The following is a 20,971-nucleotide window of genomic DNA, read 5'->3' on the forward strand; positions in this document are numbered from 1 at the left end:
ACCAAACCAAAACAAATAATTAGATTTGATAAATCCAAAAGAAGAAAAATAGTTAGAACCCCTGTTAATAAATAACACTCGTTTTAACAAAAAAAATAACTGTTTTTTTAACCACAAATTCCAACAAACAAAATGGAACAAAACAAAGCTCTAGAAGTGGCTCAAACCAAAAGCCTCAGACCTCAGACCTCAGACCTCAGACCTCAGACCGCAAAATAACTACTAAAATACTTTGTATTATTTTGGGAGTAATTTTTACATTTTTCAGTACCAATTTATTATTAGCACAAGTTCTAGTTGAACAGACCTCCCCTCCGCATTGTAATGATAATCAATGTGAAGGTGAAATATGGTACCATAAAACTGCACAATTTAATAAACCTGATTTTACTAGCATGGGTTTGGATTTAGGGGATTCTTGTTATATTATTGTAGATTACAAAGTAAGTACTAGTTGTAATCTTTGCAAATTCTCAATTGTTTCATATAAAGTACATGGATGTAACAATAATTTTGAAACAAATAAATCTTTATTATTAAATGCTTGTTTGTTACAGATTATGTTAATGGAAAATGCTTGCAAACCAACAAAAACTACACCATGTATAGAAAATGTAAAAGTATCATCAGGTTCATGTATGAAAGCTTACTATTATTATGATACACCAGGGCACGACCCATTTGGCAGTAGTGCTGCATATGTGCCAGTTATATCACCATGGGGTTTCTTAGGTCCAAATACTCCAACATTTATCCCAATTTTGCCTGGTGAAACAGTCTATGTACCATGTTCACCAATTTGTTGTAAAACAAAATATAAAATTTGTGTAACATTTAATCAATCAGGATCTCAAATATCATGGTCAATGATATCACAATCAGATACTACTTTAATACCACCTTGTGATTCAGTTTCACCTGTGGATCCTTATGAAACACTGCATCCATGTTTGCCAAGCTGTTGGTTTAATACTTGGAACTTTAGTAAAGCATCAAACTATTATCTAAAACCAGAACATAAATGAAATACAACTTAATTTTTCTATTGCTAATAATAGCAAATAATTTGTTTGCTCAAAAAGGAGACTGGGTACATTCTAACAGCTTTAAATATTTATATTTTACAAGCCTGTCTGTTGCTGATTCATTAAATGCAATGGCAACTGCAGATGGAGATGGTGGAACAATTATAAAAACAGAAGATGGTGGAAAAAGTTGGAAAATTGTATTTAAAGGTACTGTACAAATTAGTAATGGTTTTTCAAATAGAGTAAGAAGTATTTCATATCCAACAAAAAATTTTGCAATAGCACAGTTTGATAATTTTAATTTAGCTAAAACAACTGATGGTGGAAATTCTTGGAGTGTAAATAAGTTTACAAACATGACTGCACCATCATCAATATTTGGTTGGCAAGGTTTAATTTCAATGGTAGATGAAAAATATGGTTATTTAAGTACAGCTTATACTGGACCTGATAGAATTTTTAAAACAGAAAATGGAGGTAATAGTTGGAAAGATTTAATTTGTAATTTTCCTACCGATTGGGTGAATTGTTCTATTGAAAACATGATATGTTTAAGTAAAAATAAAATTGTTTGTATTGCAACTTCCAATAAACTTATAAAATATGGGGTTGTATCTTCCATAGATGGAGGATTAAATTGGACATTAAATTCAGATTCATTGTTTGATTCAACTATAACATTACAAGAGTTTTCATTTATTGATGAACAAAATGGATTTTTAGTAGGTTACAAGAGTGATTCAATAAAAAAAACTAAATTCCCATTATTATATAAAACAAAAGATGGCGGAATTAATTGGGAAGAAGTAAAAAGGGATAAAAGATTGTTATTGTTAAGAGGAGGAATATCCAGAATTTCATTTAAAGACACATTAAACGGAATAATAAGTGGAACAGGTGAAATATTGAACACTACAGATGGTGGGCATACATGGAATAGTGAATATTCAACATTGAACGATGGGGGTGACTCTTACTTTGTTTCAAGGATAAAAGGGAATCTTGGAATAGCAATAGCTACTGATGTAACTACATTATATTACCAGCCAAGAATAACAGAAGTAAAAGCAGAAAAGAAAAAAGAAGAATTGATTTTATATCCAAACCCAACAAGTACATCAGTAAAAGTAAGATTACAACCAGGAGAAGAAGAGCTAACAATTCGAGATGTATTAGGGAAAGAAATAAAGAGTTATAAGGGAATAGGAACAATAACAGGAACAGAAGAATATGAGATAGATGTAACAGAAATAAAGGGAGGAATATATTTCATAACAATAAAATCAAAGGGAGGAATAAGAGTGGAGAAGATTGAGGTGGTTCATTAAAGCAAGATAAAAAAAAGTACAATCCCCTTAATAACAAAAAGTTGTTGAGGGGATTTTATAAAAAATAAAAGAAGTAAAAAATAATATTGCCAAACCAAAACAAATAATTAGATTTGATAAATCCAAAAGAAGAAAAATAGTTAGAACCCCTGTTAATAAATAACACTCGTTTTAACAAAAAAAAATAACTGTTTTTTTAACCACAAATTCCAACAAACAAAATGGAACAAAACAAAGCTCTAGAAGTGGCTCAAACCAAAAGCCTCAGACCTCAGACCTCAGACCTCAGACCTCAGACCTCAGACCTCAGACCGCAAAATAACTACTAAAATACTTTGTATTATTTTGGGAGTAATTTTTACATTTTTCAGTACCAATTTATTATTAGCACAGGATCCAATTATAAGTCCACCACCTTGCATAGGTAATGAATGCACAGATTTGGTATGGCATTATGATTCTATGACTGTTTTTCCAGGAAATATAAACCAAAACATAGATTCTAATTGCTCAGTAAGATTATACTACAAAGAAGCTTATGGTTGTGGTAAATGTTATATTTATATTACTGCTTATAAATTACGATTTTGTCCAACAATTACTGTCAGTAAAAGCATAATTATTAATTATTCGATAGCTTGTTATTTATTACAAGCTAATCAAATAACAAATGGGTTGAAATGTGTTCCAACAATTACTAATCCATGTGTAAATAATATAAGAATATTTAGTGGTTCATGTAAACAAGAATTTAATTATTACAATACTCCAGGGCATGATCCAAACGGGAATTCAGTTGCATTTGTCACAGATTATAACCCATGGAACTTAGTTGGACCAACACCTAATTTAATACCAATTTTACCTGGTGAAAAAGTTTATATAAACTGTTCACCAACCTGCTGTAAAGCTACTTTTAATTTTTGTGCATTTTGGAACCAAGAACAAACTAAAGTTATTTACACTATTTCTCCTATTTTAGATCAACAAACTCTTCCAGATTGTAGTAATAGTATTCCAAATAATACCTTAGTTACAAATCCATGTGTACCAGATTGTTGGTTTTCTGATTCTAGTTTTACTTTCAAATCCCCTTATTATAATTAATTATGAATATCAAATTAAATATAGTTATTCTCATTCTAATAACAATATTCTTAGGAAAATTAATTGCCCAAAGTGGAGAATGGGTTATAGGCAAAAGTCTAACAAATATTCGGCTATCAGATATTTCTTCATCTGATTCTTTAAACAAAATGATAGTTGCTTATGGTAAAGATAATGGATATGTAAGTATTTTTAAATCTGAGGATGGTGGTCATTTTTGGAAAGTTGTTTATACTGATTCAAGTACTGGTAGGCACTTATATTCAAAAAGCATTTCATATCCAAAAAAGAATTTTTCAATTGCACAATATGATAGTGGGTACGTTGTCAGAACAATAGATGGAGGTAAAACTTGGGCTAAATATAAGTTTGCAAAATTAAATTCAGGTTTTTCACAAGCAGGTTGGCAGGGAAAAATATCAATGATTGATGAGAAATATGGGTATTTATGTACTTCAAATACTGGTCCAGACAGAATATTTAAGACTTCAGATGGAGGATTAAAATGGATAGAAATAAATAACAGATTTTTAGGCGGTTGGAATGATTGTTTAATAAGTGAATTAATTTGTTTAAGTAAAAATAGATTAATTTGCACATTAGTATCTTGGACTCTTAATAAAGAAGGAATTGCAACTTCTATTGATGGTGGTGAAAATTGGAATATAATTACAAATCCACTTATAGATGTTAAAACAACTTTATGTAATTTTTCATTTAGTGATAGTTTAAATGGATTTTTATCAGGGTTTAATTCTGATTCTATAACTAATTTACAAATCCCAATTTTATTCAAAACAAAAGATGGAGGTTTGAATTGGGAAATTGTAAACCGCGAAATTAGATCAATTTTAAAAAGAGGTGGATATCCATTTATTTCTTTTAAAGATTCATTAAATGGTTTGATGGGAGGGCTTTCGGAGATATTAAAAACTACTGATGGAGGAAAAATATGGGTATCAGATTATTATAATAAAAACTTTGCAAATGAATCTTTTATTGTATCATGTTTTATTGGTGAATTAGGATTTGCTATTACATCTAGTGGTACCCCATTTTTTTACCAGCCAAGAATAACAGAAGTAAAAGCAGAAAAGAAAAAAGGAGAATTGATTTTATATCCAAACCCAACAAGTACAACAGTAAAAGTAAAATTACAACCAGGAGAAGAAGAGCTAACAATTCGAGATGTATTAGGGAAAGAAATAAAGAGTTATAAGGGAATAGGAACAATAACAAGAACAGAAGAATATGAGATAGATGTAACAGAAATAAAGGGAGGAATATATTTCATAACAATAAAATCAAAGGGAGGAATAAGAGTGAAGAAGATTGAGGTGGTTCATTAAAGCAAGATAAAAAAAAGTACAATCCCCTTAATAACAAAAAGTTGTTGAGGGGATTTTATAAAAAATAAAAGCAGTAAAAAATAATATTGCCAAACCAAAACAAATAATTAGATTTGATAAATCCAAAACGAAAAAAATAGTTAGAACCCCTGTTAATAAATAACACTCGTTTTAACAAAAAAAAATAACTGTTTTTTTAACCACAAATTCCAACAAACAAAATGGAACAAAACAAAGCTCTAGAAGTGGCTCAAACCAAAAGCCTCAGACCTCAGACCTCAGACCTCAGACCTCAGACCTCAGACCTCAGACCTCAGACCTCAGACCTCAGACCTCAGACAAATAAAATTATTAAAAATTTTAATATTAAGTCTATTAATAGTTTTTATTTTCTTGGGTAATACTATCAAAACATTTCCGTACAACCAACAAAAAAAATTTCATGATGGATATGAAACATTTAGATTAGATTCACATCCTTGTGAGGGAGAAGTTAACTTACCCCCATTAAATCCTTTTCAAGTAGTACCAGTTCCATGTTATCCTACAACTAATTGTCAAGTAGAAACAAAGAGAGATACAATTTGGGTTAATCAGAACCCACCTGGTCCAGCATCTTCTCCACCAGATAGCAATGATTGTAGAGTTTTTGTTGATTACGAATTGAGGATATGTGGAACAAATGTTTTCATAGATATTAAAAGAATAATTATCTGCAATGAATGTTTGTATTTAGGGGATACTCTAGCAAATGATACTAACTTATTCTATAAATATATGAAACTTAGAGATTTTTTATTTTTTAGAATTGCAATTAATTGGTATTATTCTCAGAATAGTGGAGCAGACATTAAAGTTATAAATAACGTTCAAAAGGTTTGTATGATGATTGGTATATATAAAACCTTACCAATTTATAATCCAGATCCAAAAGTAAATCCAAATAATCCACCAGTAGTAGTATCACAGCCAAGTTGGACTATCGACTACAAACCATGTGGGTTAGCTTGTTGTATAAAATATATAGAATATCCATTTAACACTAATAGTTATAGAAATTTGCCTGTAGCTGACAGTACAGCACAAATAAATTGTAGTGGTACTAACCCTCTAGTTTTCCCAATAGGTGCTAAAGTATTACCTTGTAGGGATTGGTGTGAAAATGCTGAGTTATTAAATATAGAAAATGATATTAAAAAATTCAGTAATGTTGTTAACACAAATAAATCAGTAAAAATTATTAAAAATAAAATTATTGATAACAAAAAAAGTGTAAATGTCAATAATCATTAGTATAATAAACTTTACATTTAGGGTAAAGGAAATAATTCTTTACCCTATAAATTATTAACTTATCAAAAATTTATGAAATTAATTATAATATTTTTACTTTCAAGTCCAGCTATTTTGATATCTCAAAGATTAGAATGGGAGAAGAGATTTTCGTTAGGCGAAGTAAGTGGTAATTCCACAGTATTTATTCAGACAAAAGATAAAGGATATTTAATAGCAGGAGCAAAACAAAATTACGATGATAAAACTCAACTTTACACTTATGATGGTGTAGTAATTAAAACAAATGAAAATGGTGACCAATTATGGAGGAAAGAATTTCTTGATACTTGGATTGGAAAATATGAATTAGAAATGACCCCAATAATTTTAACTGAAAAGAATTTTGGATATCAAATATTAGGTAATTTTAGTCTTTCATATAATTTTTTTTATTTAGTAAATATTGATTATAATGGTGTGAAAATAAGTGAGTTATTAGATACTTCAATTTCAAGAAAAACACTCAGAGTAGGTATATATCATCCAATAACAAAATTTAAAAATGGTTTTATAGATGCAAGTAACTTTAATTTTGGTATCAATTATGATACAAGTGTAATAAAACTAACAATTGCAGATAGTAATGGAATAATTGAAGATGAGATGTTTTATTTAAACAATTTGATATATACATATTTTCCAGTTGTAATATCAATAACAAAAGAGAATGGATTTATAATAGGTTCTATTCGAGGTATTAAAGGAAGTTTTTTTAATAATGGATTTAATGTGATTTCGATTTCATCGGATTATAAAGAAAAATGGAATATAACTTTAGGAATAGATACAGAGTACGCAGTTCGAGGAATAATCGAAACAAAAGAAAAAGAATTATTTGTATTCGCAGGAGTAGAAAGATCTCTTATATCAAATAAAAAAGATATAGCAATGTTATATAAATTATCTGAAAAAGGAAAATTGTTATGGCAGAAAGATATATCGATATTAGATGCAAAAGAGACAAATATTTCAGAAGTCAAAGAAACAAAGGATGGAAGATTTATTGTTGCTGGAGAAGTAGTAAAAATGATAGATTCAACAAGTAGTACTCGACATTTTTACGTTACTAGTTTTGATAAAAATGGTAATAGACTTTGGCAACAAGATTTCCCAAAAATGATTAATAATAAAATTACAGATTGTTTAATAGATGAATTAGGAAATATAATAATATATGGTAGAGATGGTTTGAATTTATACCTAGCTAAATTATCGGATCCGATATCAGAAGTAAGAAATAAAGCAGAAAAGAAAAAAGGAGAATTGATTTTATATCCAAACCCAACAAGTACAACAGTAAAAGTAAAATTGCAACCAGGAGAAGAAGAGCTAACAATTCGAGATGTATTAGGGAAAGAAATAAAGAGTTATAAGGGAATAGGAACAATAACAGGAACAGAAGAATATGAGATAGATGTAACAGAAATAAAGGGAGGAATATATTTCATAACAATAAAATCAAAGGGAGGAATAAGAGTGGAGAAGATTGAGGTGGTTCATTAAATCTTGGGAAAAAAAGTACAATCCCCTTAATAACAAAAAGTTGTTGAGGGGATTTTATAAAAAATAAAAGCAGTAAAAAATAATATTGCCAAACCAAAACAAATAATTAGATTTGATAAATCCAAAAGAAGAAAAATAGTTAGAACCCCTGTTAATAAATAACACTCGTTTTAACAAAAAAAATAACTGTTTTTTAACCACAAATTCCAACAAACAAAATGGAACAAAACAAAGCTCTAGAAGTGGCTCAAACCAAAAGCCTCAGACCTCAGACCTCAGACCTCAGACCTCAGACCTCAGACCTCAGACCTCAGACAAATAAAATTATTAAAAATTTTAATATTAAGTCTATTAATAGTTTTTATTTTCTTGGGTAATACTATCAAAACATTTCCGTACAACCAACAAAAAAAATTTCATGATGGATATGAAACATTTAGATTAGATTCACATCCTTGTGAGGGAGAAGTTAACTTACCCCCATTAAATCCTTTTCAAGTAGTACCAGTTCCATGTTATCCTACAACTAATTGTCAAGTAGAAACAAAGAGAGATACAATTTGGGTTAATCAGAACCCACCTGGTCCAGCATCTTCTCCACCAGATAGCAATGATTGTAGAGTTTTTGTTGATTACGAATTGAGGATATGTGGAACAAATGTTTTCATAGATATTAAAAGAATAATTATCTGCAATGAATGTTTGTATTTAGGGATACTCTAGCAAATGATACTAACTTATTCTATAAATATATGAAACTTAGAGATTTTTTATTTTTTAGAATTGCAATTAATTGGTATTATTCTCAGAATAGTGGAGCAGACATTAAAGTTATAAATAACGTTCAAAAGGTTTGTATGATGATTGGTATATATAAAACCTTACCAATTTTTAATCCAGATCCAAATGTAAATCCAAATAATCCACCAGTAGTATCACAGCCAAGTTGGACTATCGACTACAAACCATGTGGGTTAGCTTGTTGTATAAAATATATAGAATATCCATTTAACACTAATAGTTATAGCAAATTGCCTGTAGCTGACAGTACAGCACAAATAAATTGTAGTGGTACTAACCCTCTAGTTTTCCCAATAGGTGCTAAAGTATTACCTTGTAGGGATTGGTGTGAAAATGCTGAGTTTTTAAATATAGAAAATGATATTAAAAAATTCAGTAATGTTGTTAACACAAATAAATCAGTAAAAATTATTAAAAATAAAATTATTGATAACAAAAAAAGTGTAAACGTCAATAATCATTAGTATAATAAACTTTACATTTAGGGTAAAGGAAATAATTCTTTACCCTATAAATTATTAACTTATCAAAAATTTATGAAATTAATTATAATATTTTTACTTTCAAGTCCAGCTATTTTGATATCTCAAAGATTAGAATGGGAGAAGAGATTTTCGTTAGGCGAAGTAAGTGGTAATTCCACAGTATTTATTCAGACAAAAGATAAAGGATATTTAATAGCAGGAGCAAAACAAAATTACGATGATAAAACTCAACTTTACACTTATGATGGTGTAGTAATTAAAACAAATGAAAATGGTGACCAATTATGGAGGAAAGAATTTCTTGATACTTGGATTGGAAAATATCAATTAAAAATGACCCCAATAATTTTAACTGAAAAGAATTTTGGATATCAAATATTAGGTAATTTTAGTCTTTCATATAATTTTTTTTATTTAGTAAATATTGATTATAATGGTGTGAAAATAAGTGAGTTATTAGATACTTCAATTTCAAGAAAAACAGTCAGAGTAATTATAAATCATCCAATAACAAAATTTAAAAATGGTTTTATAGATGCAAGTAACTTTAATTTTGGTATCAATTATGATACAAGTGTAATAAAACTAACAATTGCAGATAGTAATGGAATAATTGAAGATGAGATGTTTTATTTAAACAATTTGATATATACATATTTTCCAGTTGTAATATCAATAACAAAAGAGAATGGATTTATAATAGGTTCTATTCGAGGTATTAAAGGAAGTTTTTTTAATAATGGATTTAATGTGATTTCGATTTCATCGGATTATAAAGAAAAATGGAATATAACTTTAGGAATAGATACAGAGTACGCAGTTCGAGGAATAATCGAAACAAAAGAAAAAGAATTATTTGTATTCGCAGGAGTAGAAAGATCTCTTATATCAAATAAAAAAGATATAGCAATGTTATATAAATTATCTGAAAAAGGAAAATTGTTATGGCAGAAAGATATATCGATATTAGATGCAAAAGAGACAAATATTTCAGAAGTCAAAGAAACAAAGGATGGAAGATTTATTGTTGCTGGAGAAGTAGTAAAAATGATAGATTCAACAAGTAGTACTCGACATTTTTACGTTACTAGTTTTGATAAAAATGGTAATAGACTTTGGCAACAAGATTTCCCAAAAATGATTAATAATAAAATTACAGATTGTTTAATAGATGAATTAGGAAATATAATAATATATGGTAGAGATGGTTTGAATTTATACCTAGCTAAATTATCGGATCCGATATCAGAAGTAAGAAATAAAGCAGAAAAGAAAAAAGGAGAATTGATTTTATATCCAAACCCAACAAGTACAACAGTAAAAGTAAGATTACAACCAGGAGAAGAAGAGCTAACAATTCGGGATGTATTTGGGAAAGAAATAAAGAGTTATAAGGGAATAGGAACAATAACAGGAACAGAAGAATATGAGATAGATGTAACAGAAATAAAGGGAGGAATATATTTCATAACAATAAAATCAAAGGGAGGAATAAGAGTGGAGAAGATTGAGGTGGTACATTAAATCTTGGGAAAAAAAGTATAATCCCCTTAATAACAAAAAGTTGTTGAGGGGATTTTTTTTACGAAAAAAATGTTGAGAATAACAATTGAAATTTTATCAGTTAAATTGTTAGAAATAATAATTCAAATTCATATCTATTAAAGTATTGATTGATTACTTATTTTTGTTATCAAATATATTTTAACAATATCTAATTACGGCACATTTAAATACTACAAATGAGTAAGCAGTCTTCAAAAAAAAATGAAGTAGAATTTATTTCAGTACGCTCTCCAAATAAAACAAGTATCGGCAAGCCAGTTCCAGTAATATCAAATTATGTTGCAGTAGCAGTTTTAGCCATTATCTCAACAGTATTCTTCTGGGGGCACATCACAGGGAATGTTTTTATGTGGGAAGACTTTATGGAAATGTATTACCCATTCCAACATTTTGCTGCAAAAGGTTTTCATTCGGGTCATATACCATTTTGGAATCCTTACGTGTTTGCAGGTATGCCATTTACAGCAGATTTGCAAAATGGATTTTTCTATATTGGTCATCAACTTGTTTATTTATTAAGTGGAGGGAATTTGAGTGTTCATTTGTTGCAAGTTTTTTTGGTGGTGCATTATTTTATTGCAATGGTAGGAGCTTGGAAGCTTTCTAAAACATTAGGTGCATCAAATTGGGGGGGTATTTTATCTGGGTTAACTTATGGGTTAAGTGGTTTTTTAGTTGTAAGAATGATTCACCACGCAGTATTAATTCATTTAGCTTGGTTCCCCTTAATTGTAGCTTTATTTTATAAAGGAGTTACTGAAAGGAATTATTATTATTCATTTTTATGTTCTATTGTATTAGGTATTACCTTGCTTAGCGGTCATCCTCAAATGACGCTTTATATAGTATTTTTCTTAGGCGCGTTGGCAATGTTTATTTTGATTAATGATTTTAGAAATCCTGAAAAAAAGAAAACTATTGTAAGTGCAATAATTAATATGATAATCCCAGTAGTGTTAGGAGTCGGTATTTACGCAATTCAATTTCTTCCAGCTCAAGAGCTAGCACCAATTTCAAGAAGAGCTGAAATGACTTATCAACAAGCATTAGATGGAGCAATGTCTCCTTCTCAAATATTTACTTTAGTATTGCCAAAGGTGCTGGGGTATTCTGGTGCTGAACCAAAGCCAGATTCAGAGTTTTGGTTTGAAGGCAAACAAAGATATTATTATTGGGAAACTGTTGTTTATTTCGGAGTTGTAGGATTAATATTGATGGTTGTAGCTCTTGCTAGCAATCGATTAGGTGGTTTGAGGTGGTTTTTGTTAGGTATGGGATTATTAGGATTGTTTTATGGAATGGGAGATAAATTTTTTATTCATTCTCTAGTTTGGAATCTTCCGTTTTTCAAACTCTTTAGAAATCCAGTTAGAATGGCTAGTTTCCTTGTGTTAGGGGCATCGGTACTTTCAGGGTTTGGGTTAGATGAGCTAATTTCAAATAATAGTAATTTAATAGAAAAGAACAAACTGGCTAAGGTTGGGTTGATAAGTGGGCTATTAGTAGCGTTTTTAGGTCTTTTAACTGTTACTGGATTTATACCTAAAATTTTTGGAGCTACTCAAGAAATTCTTCAAAGTTCTTCTTCGAGTGGTGTGATTGCATTAATTATTGGTGCTGCGGTTGGAATTATTTCATATTTAGTTCTTAAAGGCTCGTTCCCAAAATTTGGGGCTGTAATTGCTATACTTGTACTAACAATTATTGATTTATTTGCATTTGGAATCAAACAAAATCAGGGTATGGTTAATCCAGAACAAGTTTATCAGGCTACAAACGATGAACCGAGTATGCAAGGTTTAAAGTCAAATCCACCAAAAGATATTTTTAGAGTAAATATGCGTAATCAGCAAGGTATGTTGATGAAACGAAATCAAGGTTGTATAAGTGATATTATGCTTATTGAAGGTTATAATCCTTTGTTGCTTCAACGTATTATTCCTCCAGCTAAAGATGAATCAACTTCGAATGATTTGTTAAATGTAAAATTTGGAATTGAAACTGACGATAAGGGAGGGGCTGGTTTAACTGAAAGGAAAACAGCTTACCCACATGTAAGGTTTGTGTATAATGCTATAGTTACAAATGATGATTCATCAGCTAGTAAATTAATGAAAGATCCATCAATGGATTTCTCAAAAACAGCAGTTGTTAATAGCGACAAAAAGTTAAATCTAAGTGCTGATGGTGTTGGCACTGCCAATATAACTTCTTATGATAATCAACAAATTTCAATTGATGCACAAACAGATAAAAATGGTTTGTTGTTGTTAAGCGAAATTTGGTTTCCTGCATGGAAAGTATTTATTGATGGGAAAGAAACAAACTTATTACGAACAAATTATTCTTTAAGAGGGGTTGAAGTTCCATCAGGAAAACATAAAGTTGAATTTAAATATGAATCTGTTGCATATGATAATGGATTGATTATAACCTCTATAAGTGGCTTAATTGCTGTTATATGTACAATATTGTTCGGCATTAAAAATAGAAAACTTTCTCAGATAAACTAACAATTATTGTTTCCGGAATTTGAAATTTTACAGAAATATTTCTTTAATCAAATTAATAAATAAGATAGTTGAGTATATTAGATAAAATAATAGTAAAATTTTTACCATTAACTCCAAAAGCAATTGTAAAAAAAATTGCTGGAAAATATATAGCAGGGGTTTCTATTGAAGACGCAATGAAAATAACCACTGCTCTTAATAAAGAAGGTGCATCAGTAACAATAGATGTATTAGGTGAATTTGTGGAAAGTCGTGAAGTTGCATTAAATGAAACTGAACAATCTATAGAAGTGTTAAATCAAATAAGTTATGGTAATTTAAAGGCAGAACTTTCTGTTAAATTAACATCACTTGGGTTAGGAATAGATGAAGAATTTGCTTACAACAATCTGTTTAAAGTGGTTAAAAGAGCAAATGAACTCGGCTTGTTTGTAAGAACAGATATGGAAAATTCTCCTTTCACTCAAAAAACAATTGAGCTTCAAAGACGCATAAAAGCTGTATTCCCAGATAATATAGGAATTGTTCTTCAAGCTTATATGAGGCGATCTGAAAGTGATATTTTATCTTTAGTAAAAGATAATGTTAACTTTAGATTATGCAAAGGGATTTATAATGAATCTGAAGATATTGCTTTTAAAGATCGAAAAGAAATTCAAGATAATTATTTAAAATGCCTAAAAATAATTTTTGAAAATAATTGTTTTGTTGGAATTGCAACTCATGATGATGTGTTAATTAATGGAGCAAGAAAAATGATAAAAGAAATGAATTATCCAAAAGAAAAATATCAATTTCAAATGCTCCTTGGAGTTCGTGAAAATAAACGAAAAGAACTAATTGAACAGGGTCATGATCTGCAAGTTTACGTCCCTTTTGGATTAGATTGGTATGGTTATTCAATTAGAAGACTCAAGGAAAATCCAGAAGTTGCAGGTCATGTATTTAGAGCAATGTTCTCGAAAGATTAATTTGTATTTACATCTATTATATTTTATAAATAAATTGAAAATTATTTTAAAACTCGTCAGTATTTGTGTTCTGTTTGCTTTCAATCTAAATGCTCAAACTAATGATTCAAAAAATATGAGTCTGTTTGATCATGTTACAGTAGATTCAATTGGTCCGCATTCGGCACTATGGGGTTATACAGCTCCTAATGGACATGAATATGCAATTTTTGGGGGACAAAGAGGAACGTATATTTATGACATATCAGAGAAACCTATCAAAATGTGTCAATATATTTGGGGACCAAGAAGTACATGGAGAGAAATGAAAGTTTATAAAAATTATGCTTATGTTGGAACTGAATCACGAGATAGTGGAACAGGTTTGCAAATTATTGATTTATCTAATCTTCCAGCAAAGGCTTCATTAGTAAGAACTGATACCTCTTTTTTCTTTAGCTCACATACTTTATTTATACAAGGTCATTTGTTGTATGTTATGGGTACTAGAGCAGAAACAAAAGTAAATGGAGGGGCGTTGATTTTAGATTTGGAACCTGATCCAACACATCCAGTTAAAGTTGGTGATGTAAAACCATATTATTATCATGATGCATATGAGCGGGGTGATACTTTATACGGATGTGCAATTTATGGTCAAGGTATTGATATTTATAATGTTAAAGATAAATTAAATCCAAAACTATTAACAACTATTACATATCCTTACTCCGGTCCACATAACGCTGAACCAACTCAAGATGGTAAATTTTTAATGAGTGCAGATGAAATTGGATTTACTCCAAAGACGCTTAAAATATGGAGTATTGGAGATTTAACAAATGTTTCTAAGGTTGCAGAATTTACTCCAAATATAGACGATATTGTTCATAACGTACATTCGTATGGAAACTATGCTTTGGTTTCATGGTACACAGCAGGGGTTAGGCTAATTGATATGGTTGATCCATATCATCCTCGTGAAGTTGCTTATTATGATACTTATCCAGGTCAGAGTAAAAATGAATATAATGGAGTATGGGAAAGTTTTTGGTTTAGAAAATCAAATAAAATTGTGTCAAGTGACAGACAAACAGGGTTATGGGTAATGAACTTAAGACTTAAATCAGGTGGTTCTTTTTCTGGTATTGTATTAAATAAAATTGATGACAAACCAATTGCAAATGCAGAATTTGAAGTAATGATTAATGGAAAAAAATCAAATATAAAATCAGATGCTCAAGGGAAATATTATATTGGTGGCGTGGATGATGATTCTATTTCTTTTATAACAACAAAACTAGGTTATAATAAATTTGTTTATAATGATTTAATTAAAGGGAATCAAGTAAAAAATATCCCATTAAATCCAGAAGAATTATATGAGGTAATAATAAAGGCTGTTGATGAGAATAATAACCCTATTTCAGATTTTCAGTATTCAATAGAACCTATTTTTGGTTCAACTCCATCAGTGGGTAATGAAGCAAAAATAAAATTACAAAGATTTGAAACATATTGGGTAAATGTTGGAAAGTGGGGATATAATCAAGGTTATAAGGGTATTAATGTTGTTCAAAATAATCAAGTCCTTACTGTAAATTTAACACATACCTATAGAGATAATTTTACTTTAGATTTAGGATGGAAAACATCAGATTCTATTGACAACGCTCTAACTGGTCAATGGACAAGATTAAAGCCTTACCTTCCATTTTCGCAAGCTCAATGGGCTTATCCTCCGAATGAGGCTTCTGGTAATCCAGGAGGTTATATTTACCTTACTGGCAATCCACCATACAACACTCCTCCAGCAGAGGTAGATGTGAATAAAGGATCAGTTGTACTAACAACACCAACAATGAACTTGATTGAATATGAAGACCCAAAACTTGATTTAGAACTTTGGTTTGTTCATTATAAAAAAGACACAGTTAGAGACTCTCTAAGAATTCAAGTCTCAAATGATGATGGTGTTAAATGGGTGACAATGTATAAGTTAGCTACAAATGACTCTGCAATAGGTAGAGGTGGATGGCAACATATTGAGCTTAAATTGCGTGATTATATTGGGGTAAATAATAGAATGAAAGTTAGAATTAAAACTAGTGATGTGCTTGGTACAGCAACAATGATTGTTGGAATTGATAATTTTTATTTACAAAAAAATAGAACAACAGAATTACCAATAGAAATTAAATCGGATAAAGTAAATTTATCAGCATTTTATTCTAAGGAAAAGAATTCAATTCAAGTTTTTGTAAATTCTAAAAATTTAAATCAAGATTATAGAATAGAAATTTATAACGTTCAAGGTGATAGATTAGCCATATTACATTCAGGTAAATTGGTAAATGTGGTTAATAATTTTGAAGTAAATAATCAACTTCAATCTGGCTCGTACTTTGTAACTATTACTACTAAAGAAGCTATACAAAGCGTACCAATAACTGTAGTTAAATAATTTAATATTAATTTGTAAAAGTAAATTTGTTTGTAGAAAAATTATTATTATTTAGCTATATAGATGAAATATTTTTACTTGTCATTTATTTTAATAATTGTTTCTTTTTCATCTTTAAAATCTCAGACTAAGTTACTTATTCAAATGGATAAAACTCAGAATGATCATTTGAAAGCATATGGAATTGCATATTGGTCTGTTTCAAAAAATTTAACAGTTGACTGGTTATTAAATTACAAAGGAGGTTCTTTCCTTTGTGATTATTCAGATTTAACAGCTGCTGAATGCAGAATTAGAGGAGTCTCATTTGAAACTCTAAGCGGAGCTCAATCAACATTAATTTATAATGAGGTTCAGTCAGATGCGGGAAATATGGATGTTGTAAGGTTAGAGAAAATTCCTAAAATTGCAATTTATGTGCCCCCAACTTTTCAACCATGGGATGATGCTGTTACAATGGCAATGGAATATGCCGAAATTCCATATGATAAAATATGGGACAAAGAAGTATTAGATGGAAAACTTTCAAAGTATGATTGGTTGCATTTGCATCATGAAGATTTTACAGGTCAGTATGGGAAGTTCTATTCTAGCTTTGCAAATGCTCCTTGGTATTTACAACAAGTCGCAATGTTAGAAAAAACTGCAAGTGATTTGGGGTTTAAAAAAGTATCAAAACTAAAACTAGCTGTTGCAAAAAAAATTAAAGAGTATATTGGGAATGGTGGCTTTATGTTCGCTATGTGTTCAGCTACAGACAGTTATGACATAGCTTTAGCAGCTCAAAATACAGATATTTGTGAATCAATTTTTGATGGTGATCCAGCTTCTCCGAATATAGATAAAGAACTGGATTTTAATCAGACAATTGCTTTTGAAAATTTTACTATAGTTCAAAGCCCATTAGTATATGAATTTTCTTCAATTGATGTAGAAACAAGTTTTGGTAGTTCAGCTTCAACTGATATATTTAGTTTGTTTGATTTTTCTGCAAAAAATGATCCTGTTCCAACAATGTTAACTCAATGTCATTCAGATATTATAAATGGATTTATGGGGCAAACAACGTCCTTCCATAAAAAATATATCAAGAAAAACGTTATTGTTCTTGGTGAAAAAGAAGGTACTGATGAAGTAAAATATTTAACTGGTAATTTTGGAAGAGGTACATTTACATTTTATGGTGGCCATGATCCAGAAGATTATCAACATGCAATAAATGATCCACCAACAGATTTATCATTACATAAAAACTCTCCAGGTTACAGGCTCATTTTAAACAATATTCTTTTTCCATCGGCTAGAAAGAAAAAACAAAAAACATAAATTTAGCTTTTTCAATAAAATTTATTTTCATTTGTAAAGCTCATTGATTGATTCTTTCAATCAATAAAACATTCATATATCCAATTTATTAAAACAAATATTGAAAATTAATGAACAAAATTGTATTCATAATTATCTGTAAATTCTATGCAAACTTAAATGCACAAACTATAAATGAACAAGATTTTAAAAATTTAATTGGTAAAAGTTGTACTGTTTATAATTCACAATCTATAAATCCAAAATTTAAAATTGATACTAATTATTGGAATTTAACAAATACAATATTTTTTAAAAATGGTATAGATAAACAATTCACAAACAGTGTACCAGATTATGCATGTAAAACAGATACAAATTTCAAAAGTGCAAATTTTTTTATTAAAGAGTATTCTTCAATTCCTTATAATTGGAAGCACTTAAACTTAGATAATAATTCACTTAAACTTCTTGGTTCTTGCTCTGATACAATTCATAACTATACAAAAGATTGGATAATGCTATTTAAGTTTCCTATTACTAATGACTCTAAATGGGATTCGAAAGCTGATTATTTATCAAACAATTCTGAAATATCAGGGAGTAATGCTAAGTATACAATTTTAGATAGTAATAAAGTTATTAAATCTGGAACTATTAAGTTTAATACAGTTGATGGTAAAACTATAGAAAAATCTGTATTATTGATTGAACATACTCAGAAAATGTTTGTAGAACAATTGGGCAGTAAAGTTCTTTACTCAGATGATAGAAATTATATTTGGATAACTAATAATACAAATGAAGGATATTTAATAATTGCTGAAATGAGGGTTGATAAATCAGGTGCGCCTGCTTTAATTTCTATATATAGTCAGTTAACTCAAATAAGCACAAATTTGCAAAGTAAAAATAAATTAAATTATGAATTGTTCCCAAATCCAACTAACAACCGAATTTCATTAAATTATTATTTGAAAAATAATTCAGAAGTAGTTTTCAAAATATTCAATGAAAGAGGTAAACTAATTTTAATTAAAAATGGTGGATATCAGTCTTTAGGAACAAATTATTTTTCAATTGATTTGTCAGAGTTTAGTTCAGGTAATTATGTAATTACTATTTCTTCAAATGAATCTGAGAATTCTAAGAAATTTACTTTAATTAAATAGTTGCTTTTTAATATTCTATTTATTAGGATAAAATTTTGATTTTTTTTTGTTTCAATTATTAATTATCAGACTTTATGAATGATAAAAGATTTGCTTTAATTTTTTAATAATGATATTTTATATATGAATTTGTATTTAATGAGACATGGAAAAGCAGAAGATTTTTCATCAACAGATTCGAATAGAAGATTAACTGAAAAAGGAATTTTTAATACAATGAAAATTGCTAAGCACATTGCAAATGTTGGTTTATCTTTCGATAGAATAATTTCTAGTGGTTATGTAAGAGCAAATGAAACTGCAAAAATTATTTCTGATTCAGTTGGTTACATAAATAATATTGAGATTGATAAAAGGTTAGTTCCTAATTCAGAAATAGGAGCAGTTTCAGAAGTTATAAGTGAAAATTCTGATTGTGGTAATTTGCTATTTGTTTTTCATGAACCAATCATAGGTGAATTTATAAGAAGCGTTTGTTCTCAAAAAAATTTATTGATTGAAATTCCAACATCATCATTAATACTAATAGATTTATTCAGACTTAGACCAATGCCATCTGGATCACTAGAGTGGTTTATTACTCCAAAAATAATTAGTTAAATCTGCAAATTAATAACCAAATTTCTTTTAATGTTAATAATAGGAGTGGTTAAAATGTTATATACTAAAAGGACGAAATTTTATAATTAAAAAAAGAATGTTGAATATAAAACATCAAGCTAAATATAAAACCAACGAAGAAAATCATAAGCAAAGCCGTACACCAAATTATAGGTTTCTTTTATCTCATTGTGGTGAATTATTAACGGAGGTTTTGGAGAATCCATCTTTCCCAGCAGATATTTTAATAACTCGTTTTTTTAGAGATAGAAAATATCTTGGAAGTCGTGATCGTGGATTTATTTCAGATAATATTTATTCGATTCTAAGAAATATATTTTTCTATGATTTTATACTTCATGGTGATTATACAGTTAAGCAAATTATAATTTTACATTGTATAAAAACTAATTTAGTTCCAGATGAAAGAATGTTATGCGAAGCAATGGAAATTGATGATGGCGATATTCCAAAAGTAAAAAAGCTTGTTAAAACTGCTTTAGAAAAAATTGAAACTTTAACAGATATAAAGCGTTGTTCAATTCTTTTTTCTTTGCCAGAGTTTATTGTTGAAAGAATATTTAAAGAACACAATTTAGAATGGTCTGAGAAATTATTTGAATCATTAAATAAACAAGCTCCAATAACTTTAAGAACAAATACTTTAGTAACTGATAGAGAAGAACTAATTGTTAATTTGATGGCACAAGGTATTCCAAGTGGTGCGGGCAAAATAAGTAAGGACTCAATAATATTGCAGAGAAGGATAAATGCAAATGCATTAATTGAATTTAAAGAAGGTCATTTTGAATTGCAAGATGAAGGAAGTCAAATGATTTGTGAGTTACTTGATCCAAAGCCGACAAGTAAAATTTTTGATGCATGTGCCGGGTCAGGTGGAAAAGCCCTTCATCTTTCAGCACTCATGAAGGGTAGAGGTTCCATAATAATTCACGATACAAATGCCCGAAGGCTTGGTGAGTCTAAAACTAGACTAAAGAGAAGTACAGTACAGAATGTAAGAACAATGAACAATGAAGAATATCTTGAGAATAAAAAATCTTTAGTTGGCAAATTTGATATTGTTCTTATTGATGCTCCTTGCACTGGTGCAGGTGTTTTGAGAAGAAACCCTGGAGCAAGGATGAATCTTGACGTTAACACACTTGAAAGAATGATTGCAGTTCAAACTGATGTTTTAAACGATTACTCTCAACTTGTTAAAAAAGGAGGATATTTACTCTATGCAACCTGTTCATTATTAACTGAAGAGAATGAATTACAAATCGAGAATTTTTTAGAAAAAAATAAAGAATGGAAAATAAAACCGTTTAAATCTAAGTCAGATATTTTATCCAATGACGGATCTATGAGGCTTTGGAGCCATATTCATGGTACAGATTGTTTTTATTCTGTACTACTAGAAAAGAAGTAATATTTTTCACTCTTTTGTTTTTCATTTATG

16 protein-coding genes are annotated in these 20,971 nt (G+C 29.3%); all 16 read left to right on the forward strand.

The genetic code is table 11. The features are described 5' to 3' along the window. The first annotated feature begins 242 nt into the window (after positions 1-242). Complete coding sequence (locus tag IPP08_00735) at positions 243-1,025, forward strand: hypothetical protein (GenBank protein QQS66737.1); 783 nt, start codon at positions 243-245, stop codon at positions 1,023-1,025. After that, positions 1,022-2,356, forward strand: a complete 1,335-nt coding sequence (locus tag IPP08_00740; GenBank protein QQS66738.1) for a T9SS type A sorting domain-containing protein — start codon at positions 1,022-1,024, stop codon at positions 2,354-2,356. Before IPP08_00735 ends, IPP08_00740 begins: the two co-directional genes overlap by 4 nt. 345 nt (positions 2,357-2,701) lie before the next feature. Further along, on the forward strand, positions 2,702-3,463 hold the full coding sequence (locus tag IPP08_00745) for a hypothetical protein (GenBank protein ID QQS66739.1): 762 nt from the start codon (positions 2,702-2,704) through the stop codon (positions 3,461-3,463). A gap of 2 nt (positions 3,464-3,465) precedes the next feature. After that, positions 3,466-4,812, forward strand: coding sequence for a T9SS type A sorting domain-containing protein (locus tag IPP08_00750; protein ID QQS66740.1), 1,347 nt, complete (start codon positions 3,466-3,468; stop codon positions 4,810-4,812). A gap of 393 nt (positions 4,813-5,205) precedes the next feature. Beyond that, positions 5,206-6,105: a hypothetical protein gene (locus IPP08_00755; protein ID QQS66741.1), complete on the forward strand. Its 900-nt coding sequence runs from the start codon at positions 5,206-5,208 to the stop codon at positions 6,103-6,105. Between the two features lie 72 nt (positions 6,106-6,177). Then, complete coding sequence (locus IPP08_00760) at positions 6,178-7,650, forward strand: T9SS type A sorting domain-containing protein (protein ID QQS66742.1); 1,473 nt, start codon at positions 6,178-6,180, stop codon at positions 7,648-7,650. Positions 7,651-8,019: 369 nt separating this feature from the next. Beyond that, positions 8,020-8,373, forward strand: a complete 354-nt coding sequence (locus IPP08_00765; GenBank protein QQS66743.1) for a hypothetical protein — start codon at positions 8,020-8,022, stop codon at positions 8,371-8,373. Between the two features lie 29 nt (positions 8,374-8,402). Further along, entirely contained in the window at positions 8,403-8,915 is a 513-nt protein-coding gene (locus tag IPP08_00770; GenBank protein QQS66744.1) for a hypothetical protein, read from the forward strand. 72 nt (positions 8,916-8,987) lie between these two features. After that, on the forward strand, positions 8,988-10,460 hold the full coding sequence (locus IPP08_00775) for a T9SS type A sorting domain-containing protein (protein QQS66745.1): 1,473 nt from the start codon (positions 8,988-8,990) through the stop codon (positions 10,458-10,460). Positions 10,461-10,678: 218 nt separating this feature from the next. Further along, on the forward strand, positions 10,679-13,015 hold the full coding sequence (locus tag IPP08_00780) for a YfhO family protein (GenBank protein QQS66746.1): 2,337 nt from the start codon (positions 10,679-10,681) through the stop codon (positions 13,013-13,015). Between the two features lie 68 nt (positions 13,016-13,083). Next, positions 13,084-13,986, forward strand: coding sequence for a proline dehydrogenase family protein (locus IPP08_00785; protein QQS66747.1), 903 nt, complete (start codon positions 13,084-13,086; stop codon positions 13,984-13,986). Between the two features lie 34 nt (positions 13,987-14,020). Then, complete coding sequence (locus IPP08_00790) at positions 14,021-16,429, forward strand: choice-of-anchor B family protein (protein ID QQS66748.1); 2,409 nt, start codon at positions 14,021-14,023, stop codon at positions 16,427-16,429. A gap of 63 nt (positions 16,430-16,492) precedes the next feature. Next, positions 16,493-17,755 carry an asparagine synthetase B gene (locus IPP08_00795; protein QQS66749.1) on the forward strand — a complete coding sequence of 421 codons (1,263 nt, stop codon included), beginning with the start codon at positions 16,493-16,495 and terminating at the stop codon, positions 17,753-17,755. A 110-nt stretch (positions 17,756-17,865) separates the two neighbouring features. Beyond that, on the forward strand, positions 17,866-18,906 hold the full coding sequence (locus IPP08_00800) for a T9SS type A sorting domain-containing protein (GenBank protein QQS66750.1): 1,041 nt from the start codon (positions 17,866-17,868) through the stop codon (positions 18,904-18,906). A 123-nt stretch (positions 18,907-19,029) separates the two neighbouring features. Beyond that, positions 19,030-19,506 carry a phosphohistidine phosphatase SixA gene (gene sixA / locus IPP08_00805; GenBank protein QQS66751.1) on the forward strand — a complete coding sequence of 159 codons (477 nt, stop codon included), beginning with the start codon at positions 19,030-19,032 and terminating at the stop codon, positions 19,504-19,506. Positions 19,507-19,603: 97 nt separating this feature from the next. Beyond that, positions 19,604-20,941 (forward strand): RsmB/NOP family class I SAM-dependent RNA methyltransferase, encoded by a 1,338-nt coding sequence (locus tag IPP08_00810; protein QQS66752.1) that lies wholly within the window; start codon positions 19,604-19,606, stop codon positions 20,939-20,941. Positions 20,942-20,971 lie beyond the last annotated feature (30 nt).

The organism is Chlorobiota bacterium, from assembly GCA_016700335.1.
Classification (GTDB): domain Bacteria; phylum Bacteroidota; class Ignavibacteria; order OLB7; family OLB7.

Excerpts from the sequence above, each read along its gene's own strand:
- IPP08_00750 (QQS66740.1), top strand. The coding sequence starts at position 3,466 with ATGAATATCAAATTAAATATAGTTATTCTCATTCTAATAACAATATTC.
- IPP08_00800 (QQS66750.1), top strand. The coding sequence starts at position 17,866 with ATGAACAAAATTGTATTCATAATTATCTGTAAATTCTATGCAAACTTA.
- IPP08_00770 (QQS66744.1), top strand. The coding sequence starts at position 8,403 with ATGAAACTTAGAGATTTTTTATTTTTTAGAATTGCAATTAATTGGTAT.
- IPP08_00740 (QQS66738.1), top strand. The coding sequence starts at position 1,022 with ATGAAATACAACTTAATTTTTCTATTGCTAATAATAGCAAATAATTTG.
- IPP08_00795 (QQS66749.1), top strand. The coding sequence starts at position 16,493 with ATGAAATATTTTTACTTGTCATTTATTTTAATAATTGTTTCTTTTTCA.
- IPP08_00760 (QQS66742.1), top strand. The coding sequence starts at position 6,178 with ATGAAATTAATTATAATATTTTTACTTTCAAGTCCAGCTATTTTGATA.
- sixA (QQS66751.1), top strand. The coding sequence starts at position 19,030 with ATGAATTTGTATTTAATGAGACATGGAAAAGCAGAAGATTTTTCATCA.
- IPP08_00775 (QQS66745.1), top strand. The coding sequence starts at position 8,988 with ATGAAATTAATTATAATATTTTTACTTTCAAGTCCAGCTATTTTGATA.
- IPP08_00780 (QQS66746.1), top strand. The coding sequence starts at position 10,679 with ATGAGTAAGCAGTCTTCAAAAAAAAATGAAGTAGAATTTATTTCAGTA.
- IPP08_00810 (QQS66752.1), top strand. The coding sequence starts at position 19,604 with ATGTTGAATATAAAACATCAAGCTAAATATAAAACCAACGAAGAAAAT.